Source organism: Acidovorax sp. GW823-FHT02H02 (assembly GCF_058797075.1).
This window is the reverse complement of the sequence record NZ_JBXAJH010000020.1, coordinates 51,616-74,257: the sequence shown is the minus strand read 5'-3', so window position 1 is coordinate 74,257 and position 22,642 is coordinate 51,616. Positions and strand designations below refer to the sequence as shown.

At 66.6% G+C, this 22,642-nt stretch carries 23 protein-coding genes; 10 read left to right on the top strand and 13 right to left on the bottom strand.

Annotated features, from left to right (window positions below; all coding sequences use genetic code 11):
• Position 1 precedes the first annotated feature (1 nt).
• Positions 2-841, bottom strand: a complete 840-nt coding sequence (dapB, locus tag AC1RDS_RS18590) for a 4-hydroxy-tetrahydrodipicolinate reductase (RefSeq protein WP_026435452.1) — start codon at positions 839-841, stop codon at positions 2-4.
• A gap of 63 nt (positions 842-904) precedes the next feature.
• On the bottom strand, positions 905-1,465 hold the full coding sequence (locus AC1RDS_RS18585) for an outer membrane protein assembly factor BamE (protein ID WP_026435453.1): 561 nt from the start codon (positions 1,463-1,465) through the stop codon (positions 905-907).
• A gap of 89 nt (positions 1,466-1,554) precedes the next feature.
• Here AC1RDS_RS18585 and fur point away from each other — a divergent pair, with 89 nt between their 5' ends.
• Positions 1,555-1,971 (top strand): ferric iron uptake transcriptional regulator, encoded by a 417-nt coding sequence (fur, locus tag AC1RDS_RS18580; protein WP_026435454.1) that lies wholly within the window; start codon positions 1,555-1,557, stop codon positions 1,969-1,971.
• Between the two features lie 59 nt (positions 1,972-2,030).
• On the opposite strand, the gene hprK is transcribed toward fur, so the two are convergent.
• The 3 genes from hprK to hpf all read right to left on the bottom strand — a co-directional run bounded on the left by hprK (position 2,031) and on the right by hpf (position 3,926).
• Positions 2,031-2,987 carry an HPr(Ser) kinase/phosphatase gene (gene hprK, locus AC1RDS_RS18575; RefSeq protein ID WP_026435455.1) on the bottom strand — a complete coding sequence of 319 codons (957 nt, stop codon included), beginning with the start codon at positions 2,985-2,987 and terminating at the stop codon, positions 2,031-2,033.
• 28 nt (positions 2,988-3,015) lie between these two features.
• Complete coding sequence (locus tag AC1RDS_RS18570) at positions 3,016-3,483, bottom strand: PTS sugar transporter subunit IIA (RefSeq protein ID WP_026435456.1); 468 nt, start codon at positions 3,481-3,483, stop codon at positions 3,016-3,018.
• 110 nt (positions 3,484-3,593) lie between these two features.
• Entirely contained in the window at positions 3,594-3,926 is a 333-nt protein-coding gene (gene hpf / locus AC1RDS_RS18565) for a ribosome hibernation-promoting factor, HPF/YfiA family (protein WP_026435457.1), read from the bottom strand.
• 415 nt (positions 3,927-4,341) lie between these two features.
• Here hpf and AC1RDS_RS18560 point away from each other — a divergent pair, with 415 nt between their 5' ends.
• Positions 4,342-5,262: a phosphoribosylaminoimidazolesuccinocarboxamide synthase gene (locus AC1RDS_RS18560; RefSeq protein ID WP_092701114.1), complete on the top strand. Its 921-nt coding sequence runs from the start codon at positions 4,342-4,344 to the stop codon at positions 5,260-5,262.
• A 61-nt stretch (positions 5,263-5,323) separates the two neighbouring features.
• Here the strand turns inward: AC1RDS_RS18560 and trxA are convergent, their stop codons facing one another.
• Complete coding sequence (trxA, locus tag AC1RDS_RS18555; RefSeq protein WP_092701665.1) at positions 5,324-6,232, bottom strand: thioredoxin; 909 nt, start codon at positions 6,230-6,232, stop codon at positions 5,324-5,326.
• 152 nt (positions 6,233-6,384) lie between these two features.
• Between trxA and purE the strand changes: the two genes are divergently transcribed.
• The 4 genes from purE to AC1RDS_RS18535 all read left to right on the top strand — a co-directional run bounded on the left by purE (position 6,385) and on the right by AC1RDS_RS18535 (position 10,129).
• Positions 6,385-6,879, top strand: a complete 495-nt coding sequence (gene purE / locus AC1RDS_RS18550) for a 5-(carboxyamino)imidazole ribonucleotide mutase (RefSeq protein ID WP_092701662.1) — start codon at positions 6,385-6,387, stop codon at positions 6,877-6,879.
• On the top strand, positions 6,876-8,051 hold the full coding sequence (locus AC1RDS_RS18545) for a 5-(carboxyamino)imidazole ribonucleotide synthase (RefSeq protein WP_348682874.1): 1,176 nt from the start codon (positions 6,876-6,878) through the stop codon (positions 8,049-8,051). Before purE ends, AC1RDS_RS18545 begins: the two co-directional genes overlap by 4 nt.
• A gap of 16 nt (positions 8,052-8,067) precedes the next feature.
• A complete protein-coding gene (locus AC1RDS_RS18540) occupies positions 8,068-9,084 on the top strand; it encodes an L-threonylcarbamoyladenylate synthase (protein WP_348682876.1) in 1,017 nt (338 codons plus the stop codon).
• A gap of 70 nt (positions 9,085-9,154) precedes the next feature.
• The gene (locus tag AC1RDS_RS18535) at positions 9,155-10,129 is read left to right on the top strand and encodes an SGNH/GDSL hydrolase family protein (RefSeq protein WP_287879036.1); all 975 of its coding nucleotides are present in this window, start codon (positions 9,155-9,157) and stop codon (positions 10,127-10,129) included.
• A 68-nt stretch (positions 10,130-10,197) separates the two neighbouring features.
• On the opposite strand, the gene AC1RDS_RS18530 is transcribed toward AC1RDS_RS18535, so the two are convergent.
• The 3 genes from AC1RDS_RS18530 to dacB all read right to left on the bottom strand — a co-directional run bounded on the left by AC1RDS_RS18530 (position 10,198) and on the right by dacB (position 13,321).
• Positions 10,198-11,502, bottom strand: a complete 1,305-nt coding sequence (locus AC1RDS_RS18530; protein ID WP_348682878.1) for a lipase family protein — start codon at positions 11,500-11,502, stop codon at positions 10,198-10,200.
• 119 nt (positions 11,503-11,621) lie between these two features.
• Positions 11,622-11,891 (bottom strand): SemiSWEET transporter, encoded by a 270-nt coding sequence (locus AC1RDS_RS18525; protein WP_026435465.1) that lies wholly within the window; start codon positions 11,889-11,891, stop codon positions 11,622-11,624.
• A 20-nt stretch (positions 11,892-11,911) separates the two neighbouring features.
• The gene (dacB, locus tag AC1RDS_RS18520; protein ID WP_348682895.1) at positions 11,912-13,321 is read right to left on the bottom strand and encodes a D-alanyl-D-alanine carboxypeptidase/D-alanyl-D-alanine endopeptidase; all 1,410 of its coding nucleotides are present in this window, start codon (positions 13,319-13,321) and stop codon (positions 11,912-11,914) included.
• 136 nt (positions 13,322-13,457) lie between these two features.
• Here dacB and tsaB point away from each other — a divergent pair, with 136 nt between their 5' ends.
• From tsaB to corA, 4 genes are all read left to right on the top strand, one after another.
• Positions 13,458-14,195: a tRNA (adenosine(37)-N6)-threonylcarbamoyltransferase complex dimerization subunit type 1 TsaB gene (gene tsaB, locus AC1RDS_RS18515; RefSeq protein WP_092700942.1), complete on the top strand. Its 738-nt coding sequence runs from the start codon at positions 13,458-13,460 to the stop codon at positions 14,193-14,195.
• Positions 14,192-14,671: a ribosomal protein S18-alanine N-acetyltransferase gene (gene rimI, locus AC1RDS_RS18510; protein ID WP_092700939.1), complete on the top strand. Its 480-nt coding sequence runs from the start codon at positions 14,192-14,194 to the stop codon at positions 14,669-14,671. The genes tsaB and rimI overlap by 4 nt, the downstream gene beginning before the upstream one ends.
• Positions 14,672-14,681: 10 nt before the next feature.
• Positions 14,682-15,452 carry a uracil-DNA glycosylase family protein gene (locus AC1RDS_RS18505; protein WP_348682881.1) on the top strand — a complete coding sequence of 257 codons (771 nt, stop codon included), beginning with the start codon at positions 14,682-14,684 and terminating at the stop codon, positions 15,450-15,452.
• Between the two features lie 183 nt (positions 15,453-15,635).
• Positions 15,636-16,622: a magnesium/cobalt transporter CorA gene (gene corA / locus AC1RDS_RS18500; RefSeq protein ID WP_092700932.1), complete on the top strand. Its 987-nt coding sequence runs from the start codon at positions 15,636-15,638 to the stop codon at positions 16,620-16,622.
• A 157-nt stretch (positions 16,623-16,779) separates the two neighbouring features.
• Here the strand turns inward: corA and AC1RDS_RS18495 are convergent, their stop codons facing one another.
• The 4 genes from AC1RDS_RS18495 to AC1RDS_RS18480 all read right to left on the bottom strand — a co-directional run bounded on the left by AC1RDS_RS18495 (position 16,780) and on the right by AC1RDS_RS18480 (position 22,426).
• Positions 16,780-17,535, bottom strand: coding sequence for a 5'-methylthioadenosine/adenosylhomocysteine nucleosidase (locus AC1RDS_RS18495; RefSeq protein WP_348682884.1), 756 nt, complete (start codon positions 17,533-17,535; stop codon positions 16,780-16,782).
• A 75-nt stretch (positions 17,536-17,610) separates the two neighbouring features.
• Complete coding sequence (locus AC1RDS_RS18490; RefSeq protein WP_348682886.1) at positions 17,611-19,290, bottom strand: long-chain-fatty-acid--CoA ligase; 1,680 nt, start codon at positions 19,288-19,290, stop codon at positions 17,611-17,613.
• Positions 19,291-19,384: 94 nt separating this feature from the next.
• Positions 19,385-20,797: a Re/Si-specific NAD(P)(+) transhydrogenase subunit beta gene (pntB, locus tag AC1RDS_RS18485; protein WP_348682888.1), complete on the bottom strand. Its 1,413-nt coding sequence runs from the start codon at positions 20,795-20,797 to the stop codon at positions 19,385-19,387.
• 27 nt (positions 20,798-20,824) lie between these two features.
• On the bottom strand, positions 20,825-22,426 hold the full coding sequence (locus AC1RDS_RS18480; RefSeq protein ID WP_348682890.1) for a Re/Si-specific NAD(P)(+) transhydrogenase subunit alpha: 1,602 nt from the start codon (positions 22,424-22,426) through the stop codon (positions 20,825-20,827).
• Positions 22,427-22,642 lie beyond the last annotated feature (216 nt).

Below are 22,642 nucleotides of genomic sequence, written 5' to 3'. Positions count from 1 at the left end.
GTTAGTTCAGGCCCAGCACGTCGAACATGTCGAACATGCCGGCCTTGCGGTCTGCGAGAAAGCGCACGGCACGCAGGCTGCCCTGGGCATAGGTGGCACGGCTGGACGATTTGTGGGTGATTTCGATGCGCTCGCCAATGCCGGCGAACAGCACGGTATGGTCGCCCACGATATCGCCCCCGCGGATGGTGGCAAAGCCGATGCTCGACGGATCGCGCTCGCCGGTGACGCCCTCGCGCGCATAGACGGCGCATTCCTTGAGGTCGCGCCCCAATGCTTCGGCAATCACTTCCCCCATCTTGAGGGCCGTGCCCGAGGGGGCATCGACCTTGTGGCGGTGGTGGGCTTCGATGATCTCGATGTCGTAACCGGTCGCCATGGCCTTGGCCGCCATCTGCAGCAGCTTGAGCGTGACGTTGACGCCCACGCTCATGTTGGGCGCCATCACGATGGCGGTGCGCTGGGCACATGCCGCGATCTCGGCCTTCTGCGCCTCCGTGAAGCCCGTGGTGCCGACGACGGCCTTCACACCCAGTTCGGCGCACACGGCCAGGTGGGCCAGCGTGCCTTCGGGGCGGGTGAAGTCGATCAACACATCGGCGTTCTTCAGACCCGCACGCACATCCGCGGTGATGGCCACTCCGCTGGCGTGGCCCAGGAAAGCCGTGGCGTCCGAGCCGATGGCGGGGCTGGCCGCCACGTCCAGCGCACCGGCCAGCACCATGTCGTCGCTGGCGCGCAGGGCCTCGATCAGCATGCGGCCCATGCGGCCGGACGCGCCCGCCACCGCGACGCGCAAGGAAGGGGAAGCGGCTGGGTTGGGCAAAGAGTTGCCTGTCATGTGATTCCTGTATCGGTGGATGTGGCGGGTAACGCCGGGTGCCGGAGCCCCGGGCCGCAGCCCTTAGCGCACAGGCGCTTCGAGCGGAGGGTAAGAGTTGGAAGCGGGCTCGGCAGGTGCAGGCACGGGGGCCTTGGGCGCGCGCTCGGGTGCGGGGAAACGCGCCAGCTGGGCGTCGGTGGCCTCCAGCACGGGCACCTTGCCCTTGGTGGAGCGCGATCCCAGGGACGCCACAAACTCGGTTTCGGAGGGCATGGTGTCACTGTCAAACCGCTGCAGCAGATCCCCCTGGAAGAACACGGTGAGCTTGCGCGTCTGCAGCTCCTGGCCGGGACGCTGGATGGTGAACACGTATTCCCAGCGCTCTACGTGGAACAGGCTGGTCACCAGGGGCGTGCCGAGGATGTCGCGCACCTGCTGCCGGCTCATGCCCGGCTGAAGCGCCTCGACCTGCTCGCTGGAAACGAAGTTGCCCTGCACCACAGCCACCTTGTAAGGCGTCACGATGCTCGCCAGGCGGTTGCTGGCACTGTCCAGGCTGCTGCAGCCGGCCAAGGCCGCCAGGCAGGCACCGATGAACAAGGTCACGCCCGGGCGGGCGCTGCAATGGGCTTTGACGGGCATGGGAAAGGGTCGTAAGGCTATGATGAATCCATTGTAGCGGCTGGTCCTGCGTGGCTGGTCGAGCCCGCTGGCGCACGAAAGACAGGGTCATGACGAATATCGACGAACTCAAAAGCACAGGCCTGAAGGCAACCCTGCCGCGCCTGAAGATCATGGAGATTTTCCAGAAGGGCGCGCAACGCCACATGACGGCCGAGGATGTCTTTCGCGTCTTGCTGGAAGAGCGCTCGGACATCGGGCTGGCCACGGTCTATCGGGTGCTCACGCAGTTCGAGCAGGCGGGCATCCTGATCCGCAGCAATTTCGAAAGCGGCAAGGCGATCTACGAACTCAATGAAGGCCAGCACCACGACCACTTCGTGTGCACATCCTGCGGCAAGGTGGAAGAGTTCTACGATCCGGAAATCGAAAAACGCCAGCAGATCATTGCCAAGGCCAAGGGCTGGGTGGTGCAGGACCACACCATGGCCCTGTATGGCCAGTGCGCGCACTGCGCCGCTAAATGAACCACCCCTGAGTCGCTTCGCGTCCCGTCCCGGTGCGTCTCCCTTCAAGGGCCTGCGGATCAGTCCCCTGAGTCGCGCTCCATGGCGCGGCGGTGCCGCTCCACGAATTCCTGGTAGGTATCGATGCCGCGCAACTGCAGGATGGTGTTGCGCACGGCCGCCTCCACCAGCACGGCAATATTGCGCCCCGCCACCACCTGGATCACGACCTTGAGCACTGGCACGCCCAGCACGTCCTGCGTCAGGGGCTCGTAGGGCAGCCGCTCGTAGTCACGCTCCAGCGTTTCCTTGCGCACCAGGTGCACGATGAGCTTGAGGCGCATCTTGCGGCGCACGGCGGTCTCGCCAAAGATGGCGCGGATGTCCAAAAGACCGATGCCGCGCACCTCCAGCAGGTTTTGCAGCAGCTCCGGGCACTTGCCCTCGATGGTGGTCTGGTTGATGCGAAACAGGTCCACGGCATCGTCGGCCACCAGGCCGTTGCCGCGCGAGATCAGCTCCAGCCCCAGCTCGCTCTTGCCCAGACCGGATTCGCCCGTGATCATCACCCCCAGGCCCAGAATGTCCATGAACACGCCATGCATCGTGGTGCGGTCGGCAAAGTGCTTGGAAAGGTAAGCCCGCAGCACATCGATGACGAACGCCGAAGACTCGTGCGTGGCGAACATCGGGATCTGTGCGCGCTCGCACATGGACAGCAGCGCATCCGGCGCGGCCTGGCCGTCGGCCAGCACCAGCACCGGCGGCTCCAGCGTGACGATGCGCCCGATGCGGCGCTGGCAGTCTTCCGGCGTGGCGTTGGTGAGATAGGCGATTTCGCGCTCGCCCAGGATCTGCACCCGGTAGGGATGTATGTAGTTGAGGTAGCCGACGAGATCGGCGCCCGAGCGTGCCGCGCGCACCGCCACCTCGTCAAAGCGGCGCTCTGAGGCGCCCAGGCCTGCCAGCCACTCCCATTTCAGGGTGCCCCGGAATTCCTCGAACAGGACATCGGCGCTGACGACGTTGGGCTTCAAGGCAGTCCCGCCAGGGTCAAGGGAAAAATCAGGCCACCTGGGTGGACTGCCACTCGGCGATCATGCCGTGCAGCACCGTGGCATCGTCGCAGGCCTTGAGCTTTTCGCGCAGCACCGAGTCGCTCAGCAGTTCGGCGATTTCCGAGAGGATTTCCAGGTGCTTCTGGGTTGCCGCCTCGGGCACCAGCAGGAAAATCAGCAATCCGACCGGCATTTCATCGGGTGCGTCGAAGCCAATCGGCTGCGCCAGCTGGAAAACCGCGGCCATCGGCGCCTTGAGCCCCTTGATGCGGCCATGTGGAATGGCCACGCCGTGCCCCAGGCCGGTAGAGCCCAGGCGCTCGCGCGCAAACAGGCTGTCGGTGATCAGCGCCCGCGAAAGACCGTGCAGGCTTTCAAACAGCAGACCCGCTTCTTCAAAAGCACGCTTCTTGCTGGTGGCGTCAACGCTCACAAGGACTTGAGCAGAGGGCAGGATAGAGGCGAGTCGGTTCATGGTCAGGGTAACAATTATGCATACATTGGCAAAAACCCTGATAGCCACGCGCAGGGCAGCAAAAAGCCGCCCGATGGGCGGCTGCGGTTGGCAGGCTGCACCTGCATGGTTTATGCGAGCATTTCGCGCTTGGATGCGTCGTGGTGGTCCTGGATGCGGTCCTTGTGGCGCACAACCTGGCGATCCATCTTGTCCACCAGCTCATCCACTGCGGCATACAGGTCGAAGTGGGAGCTTTCTGCAAACAGGTCGCTGCCCTTGACGTGGATATTGCATTCCGCTCGCTGCCGTTTCTCCTTTTCCTTTTGCTTCTCTACTGTCAGCAGTACCTTGACGTCGACAACCTGGTCGAAATGGCGCGTGATCCGGTCCAGCTTGGTGGTGACGTAGTTGCGCAAGGCGGGGGTCACTTCGATGTGGTGACCGCTGATCGTCAGGTTCATATGAAAGTCTCCTGTGGCTCTCTGTGACAAAAATGCCGCCCTGGATCAAAGAGCGGCCCGGGGAACTCGGATGCATCCTTCGGCGTGAATTCACTATGCCCCCGCACCAGACCAAAAGCAATCCCATACCGCCCCCGGCGGCCGGGTTATGCCGGCGCAGGTGCCATGGCGGCCAAAAGCGCGCACAATGAGCAGGCTATGGGCACACCCCCTTGCGCGCCACGGCACCACGGTGCCGCCCGCCCACCCTGCAGGCAATCGCCCCGCCGGGCCAGCGCACGGACCGCCCATGGCCGCAGCGTCCGACCAACCCACCGCCACGTAAAATCCGCCGGTCCGAAGCCGCCTGATCTGTTCGCAATTCTTCACAATTTCCGGACCCTGACCCGCCCTACGCTCCACCAGCCCGATCACCATGACCCTGCCCAGCACCTCTGCCCTGCACACCTCTGCCCTCACCTCGCTGCCCCTGCTGGCGCGCGGCAAGGTGCGTGACAACTACGCCGTGGGCGACGACCGCATCCTGATGGTGGCCAGCGACCGCCTGTCGGCCTTCGACGTGATCATGGGCGAGCCCATTCCCGGCAAGGGCGAGCTGCTCACGCAGATGGCGCTGTTCTGGTTCGACAAGCTCGGCCACATCTGCCCCAACCACCTGACGGGCGACGACCCCGAAAGCGTGGTCAGCCCTGCCGAGGCGGCGCAGGTGCGCGGCCGCTCGATGCTGGTGCAGCGCCTGCGGCCAATCCCCGTGGAAGCCGTGGTGCGCGGGTATCTCGCCGGCAGCGGCTGGAAGGAGTACCAGGAGTCGCAGTCGGTCTGCGGTGTGCCCCTGCCCGCCGGCCTGACCAACGCCGCCAAGCTGCCCGAGCCCATCTATACGCCTGCCGCCAAGGCCGCAGCGGGCGAGCATGACGAAAACATCACGTTCGAGCGCACGGTGGAAATGATCGGCCTGGACCTGGCCACGAAAATCCGCGACCTGAGCATCGCCATCTACAAGGCCGCGGCCGAGATCGCGCTGACGAAAGGCATGATCATTGCCGACACCAAGTTCGAGTTCGGTCTGGCGCCCGATGGCACCCTGGTGCTGATGGACGAAGTGCTCACGCCCGACAGCTCGCGCTACTGGCCCGTGGAAGGCTATGCCGAGGCATTGGCCAAGGGCGAAAACCCGCCGAGCTACGACAAGCAGTTTGTGCGCGACTGGCTGGAGCAAGCCCAGGTCAACGGCAAGCCCTGGGACAAGACCGCGCCCTCGCCCCGCCTGCCACAGGCCGTGATCGAAAAGACCGCAGCCAAGTACCGCGAGGCGCTCGAACGCCTGACGGGCTGAGCGCAGCCCGTCAAAGTCAAAAGGCCTCGCAGGGCCTTTTTTCATGCAGTGAACAGCACCGTCAGCTCAGCACGACGGAACTCAGGCGGCGGCGGTAGGTTGCCACCACCGGGTCCTCGGGGGGAATCTGGCCTTCCGCCACCTTCACCTTGGGCGGCTCGATGATTTCAAGGATGGCCACATAGGTCTTGCGCGCCGCCTCGTCGCCCCAGGCCTTGTCACGCATCAGGATTTCGAGCAGTTCGTCCATCGCGTCGGTCCAGCGCTGCTGCGCCATGAGCCAGCGGGCGCGGGCGAAGCGGCTGTCGAAATCGCGCTTGTTTGCGGCAATTTTCGCATCAAAATCGGCTCCAGCGCTTTCACCATATGCGCCAGAAGCTACAAAATCAAGAGCATCCATCCAGGCCTTCAGGGCGCCGAGCTTGCGCGACGCAGCGGCCTTGGCGATCACCGGGGCAAATGCCACCTTGGCGTCGTCTTCGCGGTCCAGTTGCAGCAGCAGCTTGACATAGTCAAAGCGCGCATCGTCATTGGCCGGATCGGTGACCACGGCATGCTGCAGCTTTTCGAGCGCGGTGTCGGTATCGCCTTCGGCCAGCGCATCGAGCGCCTCCTCTTCCTCGGCTTCTGCCTCCAACACTTCGGCCGAGGGCAGATGCTTGTCGAGAAACGCGCGCACCTGGCCCTCGGGCAAGGCGCCCATGAAACCGTCCACGGGCTGTCCGTTCATCAGCAGCACGCAGGTGGGGATGCTGCGGATGCCGAACATGCCGGCGATCTGCTGCTCCTGGTCCGAATCGATCTTGACCAGCTTGAAGCGGCCGGCGTATTCGGTTTCAAGCTTCTCAAGCACCGGGCCGAGCGACTTGCAGGGGCCGCACCAGGGCGCCCAGAAGTCCACCAGCACGGGCACGTTCATCGAGGCGGCTACCACCTCGGCTTCAAAATTTTCTACGGTGACGTCAATCATGGTGGTGGAGGGCTTAGAGTGGAGCGGTTTGCGTGCTATTTTGGCCCATCGAAATGCCCCCGCGCCAGCCGGGGAAGCGCAAAAAGTAAAATCGCGGGTTCCACCTACAGCGGTGCAGCGGGCGCGGCCCGCGGTTCAGCACCTCCAACACCATGAAACCCATCCAGATCGGCGTGGTCATGGGTTCCAGCAGCGACTGGGACACCATGCAGCACGCAGTGCAAATCCTTGAGCAATTCGGTATTTCGCACGAGGCCCGCGTGGTCTCCGCCCACCGCATGCCCGACGACATGTTTGCCTACGCCGAGGCGGCCGCTGGCCGGGGCCTGAAGGCCATCATCGCCGGCGCCGGCGGCGCCGCCCACCTGCCCGGCATGATTGCCGCCAAGACCACCGTGCCCGTGCTGGGCGTGCCCGTGGCCAGCCGCCACCTGCAGGGCGTGGACTCGCTGCACTCCATCGTGCAGATGCCCAAGGGCATCCCCGTGGCCACGTTTGCCATTGGCACCGCTGGCGCCGCCAATGCCGCACTGTTTGCCGTGGCCCTGCTGGCCTCTGAAAATCCCGAACTGCGCCAGCGGCTCGAAGCCTTCCGTGCCGAGCAGACCGAGGTGGCGCGCAACATGACCCTGCCGCCTGCCGCATGAGCCAAGACACTTCTCTCCCACCGCTGCTGCCGGGATCCACGCTGGGCGTGCTCGGCGGCGGCCAGCTGGGCCGCATGTTCGTGCACCAGGCCCAGGCCATGGGTTACTTCACCGCCGTACTCGACGCCGACCCCACCAGCCCTGCCGGGCTGGTGAGCCACCACCACATCCAGACGGACTACGAAGACCCGCAGGGCCTGGCCGAACTGGCCCGCCTGGCGGATGCGGTGACCACCGAGTTCGAGAACGTGCCCGCTGCGGCCCTGGCCGCGCTGGCTGCGCAACGCCCTGTGTCGCCCGCCGCTGCTGCCGTGTCGGTGGCGCAGGACCGCGCGCGGGAAAAAGCCCACTTCGTGGCCTGCGGCGTGCCCTGCGCGCCTTACGCGGTGATAGCAACGGCCGAGCAACTGGCCGCCACTGCACCCGATCTGCTGCCGGGCATCCTGAAAACGGCCCGCATGGGCTACGACGGCAAGGGCCAGGTGCGCGTGAAAACCGCCGCCGAGCTGGCCGCCGCCTGGGATGCCGTCGGCAAGGTGCCCTGCGTGCTGGAGAAAATGCTGCCGCTGCAGCTCGAATGCTCGGTGCTGGTGGCACGCGGCGTGGACGGCGCCATGGTGCACCTGCCCGTGCAGCGCAACCTGCACCGCGATGGCATTCTGGCCGTGACCGAGGTGTACGAAGGGAATCTACCTCCGGCGCTTGCCGCACAAGCGGTAGCAGCTGCGAAATCTGTAGCACAAGGCCTGCAATACGTGGGCGTGCTGTGCGTGGAATTCTTCGTGCTGCAGGACGGCAGCCTGGTGGTCAACGAGATCGCCCCGCGCCCGCACAACAGCGGCCATTACAGCCAGAACGCCTGCGATGTGTCGCAGTTCGAGCTGCAGGTGCGCACCATGGCCCGCCTGCCGCTGACGCAGCCGCGCCAGCACAGCCCCGCCGCCATGCTGAACCTGCTGGGCGACCTGTGGTTTGCCCAGGGCGATGCAGAGCAGACACCGCCCTGGGCCGCAGTGCTGGCCCTGCCCGGCGCCCATCTGCACCTGTACGGCAAGCGCGAAGCCAAACGCGGCCGCAAGATGGGACACCTCAACATCACCGCGGCCACCCCTGAAGCTGCGCGTGCCACCGCCCTGAAGGCCGCGGCCTTGCTGGGCATCGCACCGTTCTGATGGCGCCGCTCCGACCATGATTCTGGATGGCACCCTGCCCGCATCCATTGCCGCCGCCGCGCGCGTCGTGCGCAGCGGCGCCCTGCTAGGCCTGCCCACCGAAACGGTGTATGGCCTGGCGGCCGACGCGAGCAGCGATGCCGCCGTGGCGCAGATCTTCGCCGCCAAGGGCCGCCCCAGCGACCATCCGCTGATCGTGCATGTGGCCGATGCCTCAGGCATCGCCCACTTCGCCAGCGCGGTGCCGGACTTTGCGCAGAGGCTGGTCAACGCCTTCTGGCCCGGCCCGCTCACCCTGATCCTGCCGCGCCTGCCGGGTGTGGCCACGGCCGCCACCGGCGGGCAGGACAGCGTGGGCCTGCGCTGCCCCGCGCACCCCGTGGCGCATGCGCTGCTGGCGGCCTGCGCCGCGCCCGGCGATGCCGCCACCCACGGCGGCCCGCCTGTGTGGGGCGTGGCGGCGCCCAGTGCCAACCGCTTTGGCCGCGTGAGCCCCACCACCGCCCAGCATGTGCAGGATGAGCTGGGTGCCGACCTGCTGGTGCTCGACGGCGGCCCCTGCGCCGTGGGCATTGAAAGCACCATCGTGGACTGCACGCGCGGCGTGCCCGTGCTGCTGCGCCCGGGCGCCATCACGCGGGCGCAGATTGCGGCGGCCTGCGGCCTCCAGCCACTATCCAAAGAAGATCTGCCAGCGCATACACCACGGGCCTCTGGCACGCTGGAGGCCCACTATGCCCCGGCCGCCAAGGTGCGCCTGATGGACGCCCGGGCGCTGCAGACCGCGCTGGACCTGCTGGGCGCCGATGCGGCACACATCGCCATTTATGCCCGCAGCGCGCTGCACACACGCTCGTCCAGGCTGGTGATGCGCCGCATGCCCGATGACGCCGCCGCTGCCGCCCAGCAGCTGTTTGCGGTGCTGCGCGGCTTTGACGACCAGGCCGTGAAGCTGATCTGGATCGAGACCCCGCCCGCCACCCCCGAATGGGAAGGCGTGCGCGACCGGCTGCAGCGCGCCGCTGCGGCCTGAAAGGCTGAGAGGCTTTACATCCGGTTGACCTTGCGTCGTTAAACTAGCCCCCACTTTTCTGGAGAAATACATGGCAGCAAATTGGATGCGCCGCACCTTCGTGGTCGCCGCATGTGCGTCGGCGGCGTTGCTCGCGGCCTGTGGTTCGAGCACGATCGAATCGAAGCTCACGCCCGACCGTTTCATTGCCTTTGGCGATGCCTTCAGCGACGTGGGGCAAAAAGGCGCGCGCTATACCGTCAACGACGGCACTGTCAACAACTGGACGGAGCAGATCGCCACGCGCTACGGCAAGACGATCACGCCCGCAGCCTCGGGCGGCCTGAGCTACGCCACCGGCAATGCGCGCGTTTCGGCCAAGCCCGATGCGGCTGGCGATGCCACCACGCTCACCATCACCGAGCAGATCGACCGCTTCCTGGCCAGCGGCAGCATCGGCGCCAACGACGTGGTGTTCGTCAATGCCGGAACCAGTGACGTGATCGCGGGCACGGCGGCCTTCAATGCCAGCCCCAAGACCGAAGCCGACCGTCTGACCCTGCTGGCTGCGGCCCGCAGCGCCGGCGAGCAATTGGCCACCCAGGTGCGCCGCCTCGTCAACGCCGGGGCCAAGCATGTGCTGGTGATCGGCACCTACGACATGAGCAAGTCCCCTTGGGCCCTGGCCACCAGCCAGACCACCCTGCTGCACGACGCCAGCACCAGCTTCAACACCGGCCTGCTGGTGGACATAGAGAAGCTGGGCGCGACGGTGCTGTATGTGGATGCGGCCTACTACGTCAACCTGTTCACCAATTCGCCCGGCTCCTACAGCTTTGACAACAACATCGACATCGCCACCACGCCGGTGTGCACCTCGGTGGATGCAGGCAACGGCATCGGCATTGGCACCGGCCAGGTCAATTCGGCCCTGTGCAATACCTCCACCTTGCTCGCTGGCGCCAACCAGGACAAATATGTGTTCGCCGACGCGGTCTACATGACGCCCTCGGCCCACCGCCAGCTGGGCAACTACGCCTACGACCGCCTGCGGGCCCGCTGGTAAGCCGCGCCGCGCACAGGCAGCAAAAAGCCGGCCCGAGGGTCGGCTTTTTTCATGCGCGCAGTGCCTGGCTATTGGACGGAATCAAACATCGCCCGCGCCTGGGCGTGGCAGAACGGCGGCTCGTAGGTACCGTGGTAGTTGCCGTAATACGTGGCAAACGCCGCCGAGGCCGGATCGGTGGGCGCCTTGCCACCGGGCCCGTACGTGGCTTGCACCAGCGCGTCGACATCCACCGATGTCACGTTGGTCAGCCCCCGGCTGTCAAAGTCGGCCTTCATGGCCTGCTGGTGGATGGCCGGCGGCACCGTGGGGTCGCCCGCACCACCGCACAGCAGCAAGCGCGCCTTGGGGCTCCAGCCCAGGAGGTCGTTCTTTTTGGCCGCCAGAAACAACGGGTTGCTGCCGCCGGCCTGGGCCGCGGCCAGGAACTCGGGCTGGAACACGAGGTCACGGGCCTGGTTGGGTGTGACACCTGGGCCACCGGGCAATGCGCCCGAGGACACCAGCGTGGTGTAGTCGAGCGTGGGGCTGGGCAACAGGTTCTCGATGTAGCCCGAATAAGGCAGCTTGAAAGCCGCCTTGACGTCGGCATAGACATTGCCGTACACCTTTTGCCACGAGGTCACAAGGTAAGGCACGAAGAACTGCACCCCGGCCATCGCATCGGTCACGCGCAGCTGGCCCGACAGATTGTAGGGCCCCGCCAGGTGGGCACCTGCCACCACGTTGAACTCGCCGGCATGGTCGCGCTCCGCCGCCCGGTGGGCGGCCATGGACGCATGACCGCCCTGCGAATAGCCGGTGAACATCACCTTGCCCGAGAGGTTGGCGCCCACGCTGGCCGCCGCCGCCCGCGCGGCACGGACGGAGTCGAGCACCACCGTGGCTTCGGAATCCGCATGCAGATACGGGTGGTAGGCATAGGCCGATTTGGCAAAACCCAGGTAATCGGTGGCCACCACGGCGTAGCCCTGGGCGGCATACATCGCCGCCAGAAAGAAGGTCTCACCGTCTTGCGGGTTGGCCAGCGTGCGGGGCTTCTGCACATCCGTGCCCTTGGCGTAGGCCACCAGGGGCGCGGTGCAGGCAGGGCCGCCCGGCACCAGCATCACGCCCGATGCGTTGGTGCTCTCACCGTCCCGCACGCCCACCGTGGTGTAGTTGAGCGCCACCACCCGGACATCGCACCGGGCCTTGCCGCTGACCGCCTGCAGGCCGCTGGCCGCCGTCGTGGCATCGATCTGTGCGGCGGTCAGCATGGCCAGCGTCGCAGCCGGCTCCACCAGCGCCCCCCGCTGCGGCCCCTCGGAGCCACCGCAGGCGGCCAGCAACGCCGCGGCTGCGGCAACCCAGGAAAGGCGGAAATATGGCATGAAGCGACCCCTTGGAGCGGTGAAGAGCGTCGCATCGTGCGCGCACCCGCACTGCAGCATCCATAGGGAATTACGCGGACCGCACCCGCGCCCAGACGCCTGGGCGACACCCCCGGGATTCAGCCCTTGCGGCGCGCGCCGTAGCGCAGCTTCATGCCCAGGATGGCGCCCGACAGCGCCAGCGTGACGGCATTGGCCGCCACGATGGGCCAGGCGGCCAGCGCCACGCCATAGGCCAGCCACAGCGCCACACCCAGCGTGAAGGTGCCGTACATGCCCAGCGAGATGCCACTGACGTCGCGGGTGCGGAACGTGTGCAGCGCCTGGGGCAGAAAGCTGCAGGTGGTCAGGGTCGCGGCCAGGTAGCCGATGAGGTCGTGCAGGGGCATGGTGTGAATTGCTTTGGGGGCTATTGATCGCGCGCGGTCCAGTCCACCAGGGCGTCGAGCACCGGCCGCGCGGCGCCCGCCTGCGGGTGGTTGACGATGGCCACCAGCACATAGCGGCGGCCGCTGGCGGCATGCACATAGCCAGCAACGGCCATCACGTCGCGCAGGCTGCCGGTCTTGAGGTGGGCAGCGCCCGCACGGCTCTGGCTGCGGCGCAGCGTGCCGTCCACGCCGGCAATCGGCAGGGACGACACCAGCTCGGGCATCACCGGCGACTGCCAGGCGACCTGCAGCATGCGCGCCAGGGACTGGGCGCTGATGCGGGCCTCGCGGCTCAGGCCGGCGCCGTTGTCGGGCATGGGCGGCTCGGCATCGCCGATGCGCCCCTGCCACCACTGGCGCAGCGTGTCGCGCGCGCCGTCGAACGTGGCCACGCCATTCCTGCGCAGGGCGAGCGTGAGAAAGAGTTGCTGCGCCATCACGTTGTTGCTGTATTTGTTCACGTCGCGCACCACCTCGGCCAGAGCGGGCGATGCGGCCACGAACACCGGTGTTAGGCCCGCAGGCACCTTGCCATCCCGCACGCTGCCCGTGAGCTTGCCTCCCAGTTCGCGCCACATGCCCTCCACCGCGCGCGCGGCAAAGCCTTTCGGGTCGGGGAACGCCGCCGCCCACACGCGCTCGCCACAGCGGGCCGGATACGCACCCTGGAACGCGGCGCGTGCCGGGTCGGTCAGTTCGGCCCGCAAGGCGGCACGCCAGTCGCCGCACTCCGCGCCGGGAGCCGCCAGCGGCACCGTGGCCTGGCGCTGCACGCCGGCCAGTGGCGGGTCGTACTGGATGCGCGCCAGCCCGGCGGCCGCATCGGGCACGAACGCCATGGCCACCGCGTTGTAGTTCAGCAGCAAGGCATCGGGCGCCGCGTTGTAGGGGCGCAGCGGCTCGCCGTCGAAGCGGGCGGCATCATGGTCGGGCACGTCAAAAGCGGTGCGGTCCAGCACGATGTCGCCCACGATGACCTGGATGCCCTGGCCCTGCAGGCGGCGCAGCAGCAGCCACAGGCGTTCCATCACCAGCTTGGGATCGCCCTGCCCCTGGATGTACACATTGCCCTTGAGGCTGCCGCCCTGCACCGTGCCGTCCACATACACGGGCGTGCTCCAGGTGTAGGCGGGGCCCAGCAGGTCGAGCGCCGCGTAGGTGGTCACCAGCTTCATGACCGAGGCGGGGTTCGTGGCGACCTGCGCGCGGTGCGCCAGCCGCGGTGCCTGGCGGCCGGCCTGTGCATCCGCCACCAGCACGGACAGGGCCTCGCGGGGCAGGCGGGCACGCGCCAGTGCCGCCTCGACCTCGGCAGGAAGCGATGCCGGCGCCTGGGCATGGGCCGCACCACCCACGGACAGAAGGCACAAAAACCACCAGCGCACCATGGCCGCGCGGCAACCTACAGGAACAGACATCATCGGCCAAGTCTATCGCCGGGGTGCATTGCGCAGACCGGCCAATCCTGCAGCGCGCTGGTGCGCCCCTGATAATTGCACTCCGAATCCAGACCCACCCGGCCCCATGAACCTGCTTGCCTTCGACACCAGCACCGACACCCTCTCCATCGCCGTGCAGGCCGGAGATGCCTGGTGGCAGCACACCGGGCCGGGGGGCGCGCAGACCTCGGCCACGCTGGTTCCGGCCATTCGCACGCTGCTGGAGCAAGCCGGGCTGTCGTTTGCCACGCTCGACGCCATCGTGTTCGGCCGTGGGCCGGGATCATTCACCGGCCTGCGCACGGCCTGCGCGGTGGCGCAGGGGCTGGCTTTTGGTGCGCGCGGCGGCGCGGGCGTGCCGGTGCTGCCGGTGGACACCCTGCTCGCGGTGGCCGAGGAGGCCCGCCACCAGCATGGCTGCACCCAGGTGGTGGCCGCGCTGGACGCGCGCATGGACGAGGTGTACGTGGCGCATTGCGAATGGCAGCCCGCCCGGGGCGGCATGCCCGGCGTGGTCGGCCACTGGCGCACCGATGGCGACTTCGGCCTGTGCGCCCCCGAGGCCGTGCAGGTGCCCGCCGGCTGGACACTGGCGGGCAACGCCGGGGCCGCCTACGCCGGGCGCCTGGCCCCCGGCGCCCTGCACGCCAGCGCGCTGCCCACTGCCACTGCCCTGCTGCGGCTGGCCCCCGCCTTGCTCGCAGCGGGCGGCGCCGTGCCGGCCCGCGAAGCCCTGCCCCGCTACATTCGCGATAAAGTGGCATACACCGCTGCCGAGCGGGCTGCCCTGCGTGCAACCCCGCCCGCACAGACAACACCATGAGCGCCATCCTCTCTCCCCCCGCCAATGCCCCCGAGGTCCGCTTTGAGCCGCTCACGCTGTTCCGGCTGGACGACGTGCTGGACGTGGAATGCAGCGCCTACTCCCATCCCTGGACACGGGGCAATTTCACCGACGCGATGGCCTCGGGCTACCAGGCCCAGCTGCTGATGGCGGGCGACCAGCTGCTGGGTTACTTCGTGGCCATGATGGGGGTGGACGAGGTGCATCTGCTCAACATCACCGTGGCCCCGGCCTTCCAAAAGCAGGGCTGGGCCCGCGTGCTGCTCGACGCCCTGGCGCTGTGGGCGCGCGGGCGGGGTGCCCAATGGCTGTGGCTGGAAGTGCGCGTGAGCAACGAGCGCGCCCTGCATGTCTACCAGGCCCACGGTTTTCGCCGCGTGGGCGAGCGCAAACGTTACTACCCGGCCCCTGCGGGCCAGCGCGAGGACGCCGTGGTCATGAGCCTGCCGTTATGAGTCCGCTGCCATGAGCCTTCACCTCGATGCGCGCCAGCGCGCCATGCTGCAGGAGATGGGTGTCACCGTCTGGGCACCCGCAGAAACACCGGCGCCTGCGCCCCCCCCTGTGGCCGATGCCGTGCGCGCCCAGCAGACTGCGACCGCACCCGCCGCGCACCCGCCTGCAATGGCTGCGGCCGATGCCGGCTCCCAGCCGGCACCGCGTACCGCACGGGAACGTGCAATCCCCCCGGGCGTCCAGCCGCCCGTGCCGCAGGGCGGCAGCGCGCCTGCGCTGGTCCTGCATGCGCCGCAGGCGCTCTACCCCGCGGCCGACCCCGCGCAGACGCCGGCCGGGCTGGGTGCCGGCTGGCTGGTGGTAGCCGAAAGCCTCTCGCCCACGGAACCCCTGGCGGGCGAAGCGGGCCGCCTGCTGGACAACATGCTGCGGGCCATGCGGCTGCACCTGCACCCCCGCGTTTTTCTGGCGATCCTGGAGCGCCCCCCGGCCAGCGCCGCTGCAGGTGCCGCCGATGTATCCGTGGCACTGGAGGAGGCGGTGACCACGCTGCGCCCCGCCATGGTGCTGGTACTGGGCCATGTGGCAGCCCGGGCGGCCCTGGCGCGCACCGAACCCCTGGGCCGCCTGCGCGCCGAGCTGCACCAGCTGGCGGGATGCCCCGCCATCGTCACCTACGACCCCGCCTTTTTGCTGCGCGCCCAAGGCAACAAGGCCGCTGCCTGGGCGGACCTGTGCCGTGCGCTGGCGCTGGTGCAGGCCACCCCCGCCAGCCCCTGAGAATCCGAGTGCCCGCGTCACACGTACGCCACGGGCCGGTGCCATAATCCGCGGCTTGCACATTGACGGAGAAAACCCCGTGGAAACCTACCCGAGTTGGTAGCTTTCAGCTCCCCGGCCTGCCCGTGGGGATGAAAGCACCCCCAAACCCCACTGCAGATGCCACCAACCAGGGAGTGAGCCATGCTCAATATCTTTTCGCTTGCCAACGGCCGTTTGTTCCAGGAAGAAATCGAATCCCTGGAAGAACTCACCCGCTTTCAGCCCATCTGGGTCGATCTGGAAAACCCCACGATCGAGGAAAAACGCTGGATCAAGCAGCACTACGGCCTGTCCATCCCCGAAGACGCGATGGACGAGGACATCGAGGAATCCGCCCGCTTCTACGAAGAAGACAACGGTGACCTGCACATCCGCAGCGACTTTCTCATTGACGACAACGATCAGCCGCGTTCGGTGCGCGTGGCCTTCATCCTGAACCTGACCAACCCCACGCTGAAAAGCAAGGGCGTGCTGTTCTCGATCCACGACGAGGACGTGCCCGTGTTCCGCCTGCTGCGCATGCGCGCACGCCGGGCACCGGGCCTGATCGAGGATGCCAAGGAGGTGCTGCTCGCACTGTTCGACGCCGACGCCGAGTATTCGGCCGACACGCTGGAGAACATCTACGACGAGCTGGAGAAGGTCAGCAAGCAGGTGCTGGCCGGCGACGTGACCGATGCCCGCGCCGGCGAGGTGCTGGCCGCCATCGCCCGCCAGGAGGACTTGAACGGACGCATCCGCCGCAACGTGATGGACACGCGCCGCGCCGTGAGCTTCATGATGCGCAGCAAGATGCTCAGCTCCGACCAGTTCGAGGAGGCCCGCCAGATCCTGCGCGACATCGAGTCGCTGGACAACCACACGGCCTTCCTGTTCGACAAGATCAACTTCCTGATGGACGCCACGGTCGGTTTCATCAACATCAACCAGAACAAGATCATCAAGATCTTCTCGGTGGCCAGCGTGGCGCTGCTGCCGCCCACGCTGATTGCCAGCGTGTACGGCATGAATTTCAAGTTCATGCCCGAGCTGGACTGGTCGCTGGGCTACCCGTATGCGCTGGGCCTGATGCTGGCCAGCGCGCTGGGGCCGATGTGGTACTTCCGCAAGCGCGGCTGGCTTAAATAGACTCCCCCTGTGGCGCTGCGCGCCTTCCCCCCTGCGGGGGGACGCCTCCAGCGGTCCGGCGGAGCCGGTTCCGCGGTGGCGCTGGCTTTGGGGCGCGCCCGTTGCAAACAATGATCGAATTGGCCGCTCGCGCTTACCTATCAAGTGCTGAAAGCTATTAATTTCGCAGTTTTTGTAGAAACGTTTGCACCATGTGGTCGGCATAGCGGCTGGCCACGGTCTGCACGAACAGCGCAAAGTCGCCGTGCGCGGTGTCGTCGGCGCGGTCGGAGATGGTGCGCACGGCGGCAAACGGCACACCGTAGTCCAGGCACACCTGGGCCACGGCGGCACCTTCCATTTCCACGGCCAGCACCTCGTGGCCCGCTTCGCGCAGCAGGGTGCGCAGCCGGTCGGACTCGTGCGCGGCCGATACAAAGCGGTCGCCGCTGGCCATCAGGCCGTGGTGCACCTGCAAGGCGGGGTTGGCAGTTTCGAGGTCAAGTTGCCCTTGAGCGCTGGCCACACAAGCGCGGGCGGCGTCCAAAAGCAGAGCCGACAAAGCCGCATCGCAGGCCAGGCGTGCCCGCGCATAGCCGGGCAGCTCCCAGCGCGGGAACAGGGGCGAGGCATCCATGTCGTGCTGCACATAGTCCTGGGCCACCACCACGTCGCCCACCCGCACGCCATCACCCACGCCCCCGGCCACGCCCGTGAACACGATGCGGGCCACGCCGAAGCGCTCGATCAGCGCCGTGGCCGTGGTGGCCGCCGCCACCTTGCCGATGCCCGAAAGCGCCAGCACCACGCCGTGGCCGTGCAGCGACCCGGTCCAGAAGGTACGCCCCGCGTGCACCCTGCGCTGGGGCTGCTGCAAGCTGGCGACAAGGCCGGATTGTTCTTCGGGAAGTGCGCTGAGGATGGCCGTGGTCATGAAATCGCCTCTGAAAAAAAGAAGGCGACCGAAGCCGCCAGCAAGGGTGAAGCAGGGCACTGCGGCCCTGCGGCCTCACTTCTTGTCGCGCAGTTCGCGGCGCAGGATTTTCCCGACGGGTGTCTTGGGCAGCTCGGTGCGGAACTCGATCACCTTGGGCTGCTTGTACCCCGTGAGCTCATGGCGGCAGAACTCGCGCACATCGGCCTCGGTGAGGTCGGGCGACTTCTTCACGATCACCAGCTTGACGGCCTCGCCCGATTTTTCGTCGGGCACGCCCACCACGGCGCATTCCAGGACGCCCGGGCAGTTGGCGACGACCTCCTCGACCTCGTTCGGGTACACGTTGAAGCCGCTGACCAGCACCATGTCCTTCTTGCGGTCCACGATCTTGAAAAAGCCGCGCTCGTCCACGACACCGATATCGCCGGACTTGAAATAGCCGTCCTCGGTCATGACCTTGGCGGTCTCATCGGGGCGCTGCCAGTAACCAGCCATCACCTGCGGTCCCTTGATCACGATTTCGCCGGGCTGGCCCACGGTGGTGACCTCATGGCCATCATCGTCGAGCAGCTTCATGTACGTACTGGGCAAGGGCACGCCAATGGTGCCGGTGAATTCCTTGGCGGTCACCGGGTTGCAGCTGGCCGAGGGGCTGGTTTCCGACAGGCCATAGCCTTCGCAGATGGGGCAACCGGTCTTTTCGAGCCACAGCTTGGCCACCGCGCCCTGCACCGCCATGCCGCCGCCCACCGATACCTTGAGGTTCTTCCAGTTGACGGTGTTGAAGTCGGGGTGATTGGCCAGGCCGTTGAACAAGGTGTTGACGGCCGGAAAACTGTGGAAGGTGTGCTTGGACAGCTCCTTGAGCACGGCCGGCAGGTCGCGCGGATTGGGGATCAGGATGGTCTTGCCGCCCGTGCGCATGGACAGCATCATGTTCACCGTGAACGCGAAGATGTGGTACAGCGGCAGCGCGCAGATGCTGGTGGGCTGCTCGCCGGCGGGCACCTTCTTCATGACCGGATCGTTCCAGGCCTCGGACTGCAGCACATTGGCGATCACGTTGCGGTGCAGCAGGATGGCCCCCTTGCTCACACCCGTGGTGCCGCCGGTGTATTGCAGCAGGGCGATGTCGTCGGGCTTGATGTCGGGCTTCTTGAACGTGCCGCGGGTGCCCTGGGCCACCGCATCATTGAAACGCACGGCGCCCGGCAGGTTGTAGGCGGGCACCATCTTCTTGACGTTGCGCACCACGTAGTTGACCAGCAGCCCCTTGAGCATGCCCAGCTGATCGCCCATGGCGCACAGCACCACATGCTTGATGGGCGTATGCGCAATGCAATGCTCCAGCGTGGAGGCGAAGTTCTCGATGATCACGATGGCCTTGGCACCCGAGTCCTTGAGCTGGTGCTCCAGCTCGCGCGGGGTGTACAGCGGGTTCACATTGACCACGACAAAGCCTGCCCGCAGGATGGCGGCCACCGCGACGGGGTATTGCGGCACGTTGGGCATCATGATGGCCACACGGTCCCCCTTGACCAGGCCCAGGCTCTGCAGGTAGGCCGCAAAAGCGCTGCTCAGGGCATCGGTCTGTGCAAACGTGACCTCCTTGCCCATGAAGCTGTAGGCAACGCGGTCGGCGTATTGGGTGAATGCCTCGTCCATCAGGGCGACGAGGGAGGGGTAGTGTGACGGGTCGATGTCGGCGGGCACGCCTTGCGGGTAGGCAGCCAGCCACGGGCGGTCGGTCATTTGCGCGGTCTCCAGGTAGGTTTTATTGCGGCCATGAAAACACGCCGGCGTTTTTCAGCACGGCCGTGCTTTTTCTGCAAGGGCATTATGCCCGTCAGCCTTTGAGCGCGGCGAGTACTTCATCGAGCATCTTTTTGGCGTCGCCGAACAGCATGCGGTTGTTGTCCTTGTAGAACAGCGGGTTGTCCACGCCGGCGTAGCCCGAGGCCATGGAGCGCTTCATCACGATCGAGGTCTTGGCCTTCCACACTTCGAGCACCGGCATGCCCGCGATGGGGCTGGTGGGATCGTCGAGGGCGCTGGGGTTCACGATGTCGTTGGCGCCGATGACCATGGCCACGTCGGTCTCGGGGAAGTCCTCGTTGATCTCGTCCATCTCCATCACGATGTCGTAGGGCACTTTGGCCTCGGCCAGCAGCACGTTCATGTGGCCGGGCATGCGCCCCGCCACCGGGTGGATGCCAAAACGCACATTGACGCCCTTTGCACGCAGCGTCTGGGTGATCTCGTTCACCGTGTGCTGGGCCTGGGCCACGGCCATGCCGTAGCCGGGCACGATGATGACGCTCTTGGCCTCGCGCAGCAGCTCGGCGGTCTCGGCAGCGCTGACGGGCACCGCCTCGCCCTGCGGCTCTGTTGCATCACCCTTCTTGGCGGGCGTGCCGGCGCCCGAGCCGAAGCCGCCCGCGATCACGCTGATGAAGTTGCGGTTCATCGCATTGCACATGATGTACGACAGGATGGCGCCCGAAGAGCCCACCAGCGCGCCGGTGACGATGAGCAGGTCGTTCGAGAGCATGAAGCCCGTGGCCGCCGCCGCCCAGCCCGAATAGCTGTTGAGCATGGACACCACCACCGGCATGTCGGCACCGCCAATGGCCATGACCATGTGGATGCCGAACAGCAGCGCGATCACCGTCATCACCATCAACGGCACCATGCCCTGTTCTATCGTCTCGGCGCGCAAAAATTCGCGGCCGAACCAGACCACCACCAGCAGGCCGGCCAGGTTGAGCCAGTGGCGCCCGGGCAGCAGCAGCGGCTTGCCGCCGATCCTGCCGTTGAGCTTGCCGAAGGCAATCAGCGAGCCGCTGAACGTGACCGCGCCAATCAGAATGCCAACGTAGATCTCCACCTCGTGGATGATCTTCTCCGCGCCCTGCAGCTGGATCGAGGTATCGACGTAGCTGGCAAAGCCCACCAGGCAGGCCGCCAGGCCCACCAGGCTGTGCATGAGCGCGACCAGCTCGGGCATCTGGGTCATCTTGACAACCTTGGCGGCATACAGGCCGATGCCGCCGCCGACCACCAGCGCGCCCACAATCCAGGCAATACCCGAAGGGCTGACGCGCGGGCCGAACACCGTGGCCAGCACGGCCAGCGCCATGCCGACCATGCCCAGCAGGTTGCCACGGCGCGAGGTTTCCGGGTTGGACAGGCCACCCAGGCTCAGGATGAACAAAATGGCCGCCCCCAGGTAGGCAACGGTAGCGAGACTTTGGGACATGTTCGTCTTTCCTTGGCTTTGTCGTTGTTATTTGCGGAACATGGCGAGCATGCGGCGCGTGACCGCGAAGCCACCGAACATGTTGACGGCCGTGAGCACCAGTGCGGCAAAGGCCAGCCAGAGAATCAACCCATCAGGGCGCCCGTTGATGCCTGCATCGGGTGGCGCAATCTGCACCAGCGCGCCGATGGCGATGATGCTGGAGATGGCGTTGGTCACGCTCATCAGCGGCGTGTGCAGCGCGGGCGTGACATTCCACACCACCATGTAGCCGATGAAACAGGCCAGCACGAACACCGTGAAATGCCCCAGGAAGGCCACCGGCGCATAGGCGCCGATGGCCCAGAACAGCAAGGCCAGCACGGCAAAGACGATGGTCAGCGTCTTGGCGGACATGGGTTCACCCGGGCCATGGCTGGATTTCTTCACGGCCACGGGAGCCGCCGCTGGCTTGGGTGCCGGCGCAGGCGCCTGCTTGAGCGGCGGGGCGGGCCAGGTGATCGCGCCGTCCTTGACCACGGTGAGGCCCCGGATCGCGTCGTCCTCCATGTTGACCACGGCCACGCCGTCCTTGGCCTTGCACAGTTCTTCAGTGAGGCGCAGCAGGTTGGTGGCGTACAGCGTGGACGACTGCTTGGCCAAGCGGGAGGCCAGGTCGGTGTAGCCGACGATGGTCACCCCATGGCGCACCACGGCCTGGCCGGGCACGGTCAGCTCGCAGTTGCCGCCCTGCTCGGCGGCCATGTCCACGATCACGCTGCCGGGCTTCATGCTCTGCACCATCTCGGCCGTGATGAGCTTGGGCGCGGGCTTGCCCGGAATCAGCGCGGTGGTGATGATGATGTCGGCGTCCTTGGCCTGCTCGGCGTACATCTTGCGCTGCGCGGCCTGGAAACCCTCGCTCATGACCTTGGCGTAGCCGCCGCCGCCTGAGCCCTCCTCTTCGTAATCCACCTTGACGAATTCACCGCCCAGCGATTTGACCTGGTCGGCCACCTCGGCGCGTGTGTCGTTGGCGCGCACGATGGCGCCCAGATTGGCCGCCGTGCCGATGGCGGCGAGGCCCGCCACGCCAGCGCCTGCAATGAACACCTTGGCGGGCGGTACCTTGCCCGCGGCCGTGATCTGGCCGTTGAAGAAGCGGCCGAAGGCGTTGGCCGCCTCGATGACGGCGCGGTAGCCGCTGACGCCGGCGGTGGATGTAAGCGCGTCCATCTTCTGGGCGCGTGACAGTGTGCGCGGCAGGCAGTCGATGGCCAGCACCGTGGCCTTCTTTGCGGCCAGCTGCTGCATCAGATCGGGGTTCTGGGCAGGCCAGATGAAGTCGATGAGCGTCATGCCCTCGCGCATCAGCGCCACTTCGCCACTGCTGGGCGGGCGCACCTTGAAGACGATGTCCGAAGCGGCCCACAGTGCGGCAGCGTCGCCGGCGATCTGGGCCCCGGCGGCGCGGTAGGCGTCATCGCTGAAATTGGCGGCATCCCCGGCACCCGACTCCACGGCAACCCGGAAGCCCAGCTTGATCAGCTTTTCCACCACATCGGGCACGGTGGCCACGCGCTTTTCGCCGGGGAAGGTTTCCCTGGGTATGCCGATGCATTGCACCGGTGGAATGGGGTTTGCCTGCATGAATGGTCTCCTCCAAGTTGAGTGATCGTTACGCGAGCCCCGCTGTGGCTTGCTGCGCTATCGAACCGGGCCGCGATGCTCCGTACACGCACCCGCGCGCGCTAACTGACCACGAGCTTACATGAAGAAAATGCAAGGCCCGCCTCCTCCGGGACACTCTCGCCTGATCAGCCCCCCAAAACGCCAACCGGCAGCACAAGGGCTGCCGGTTGGCGC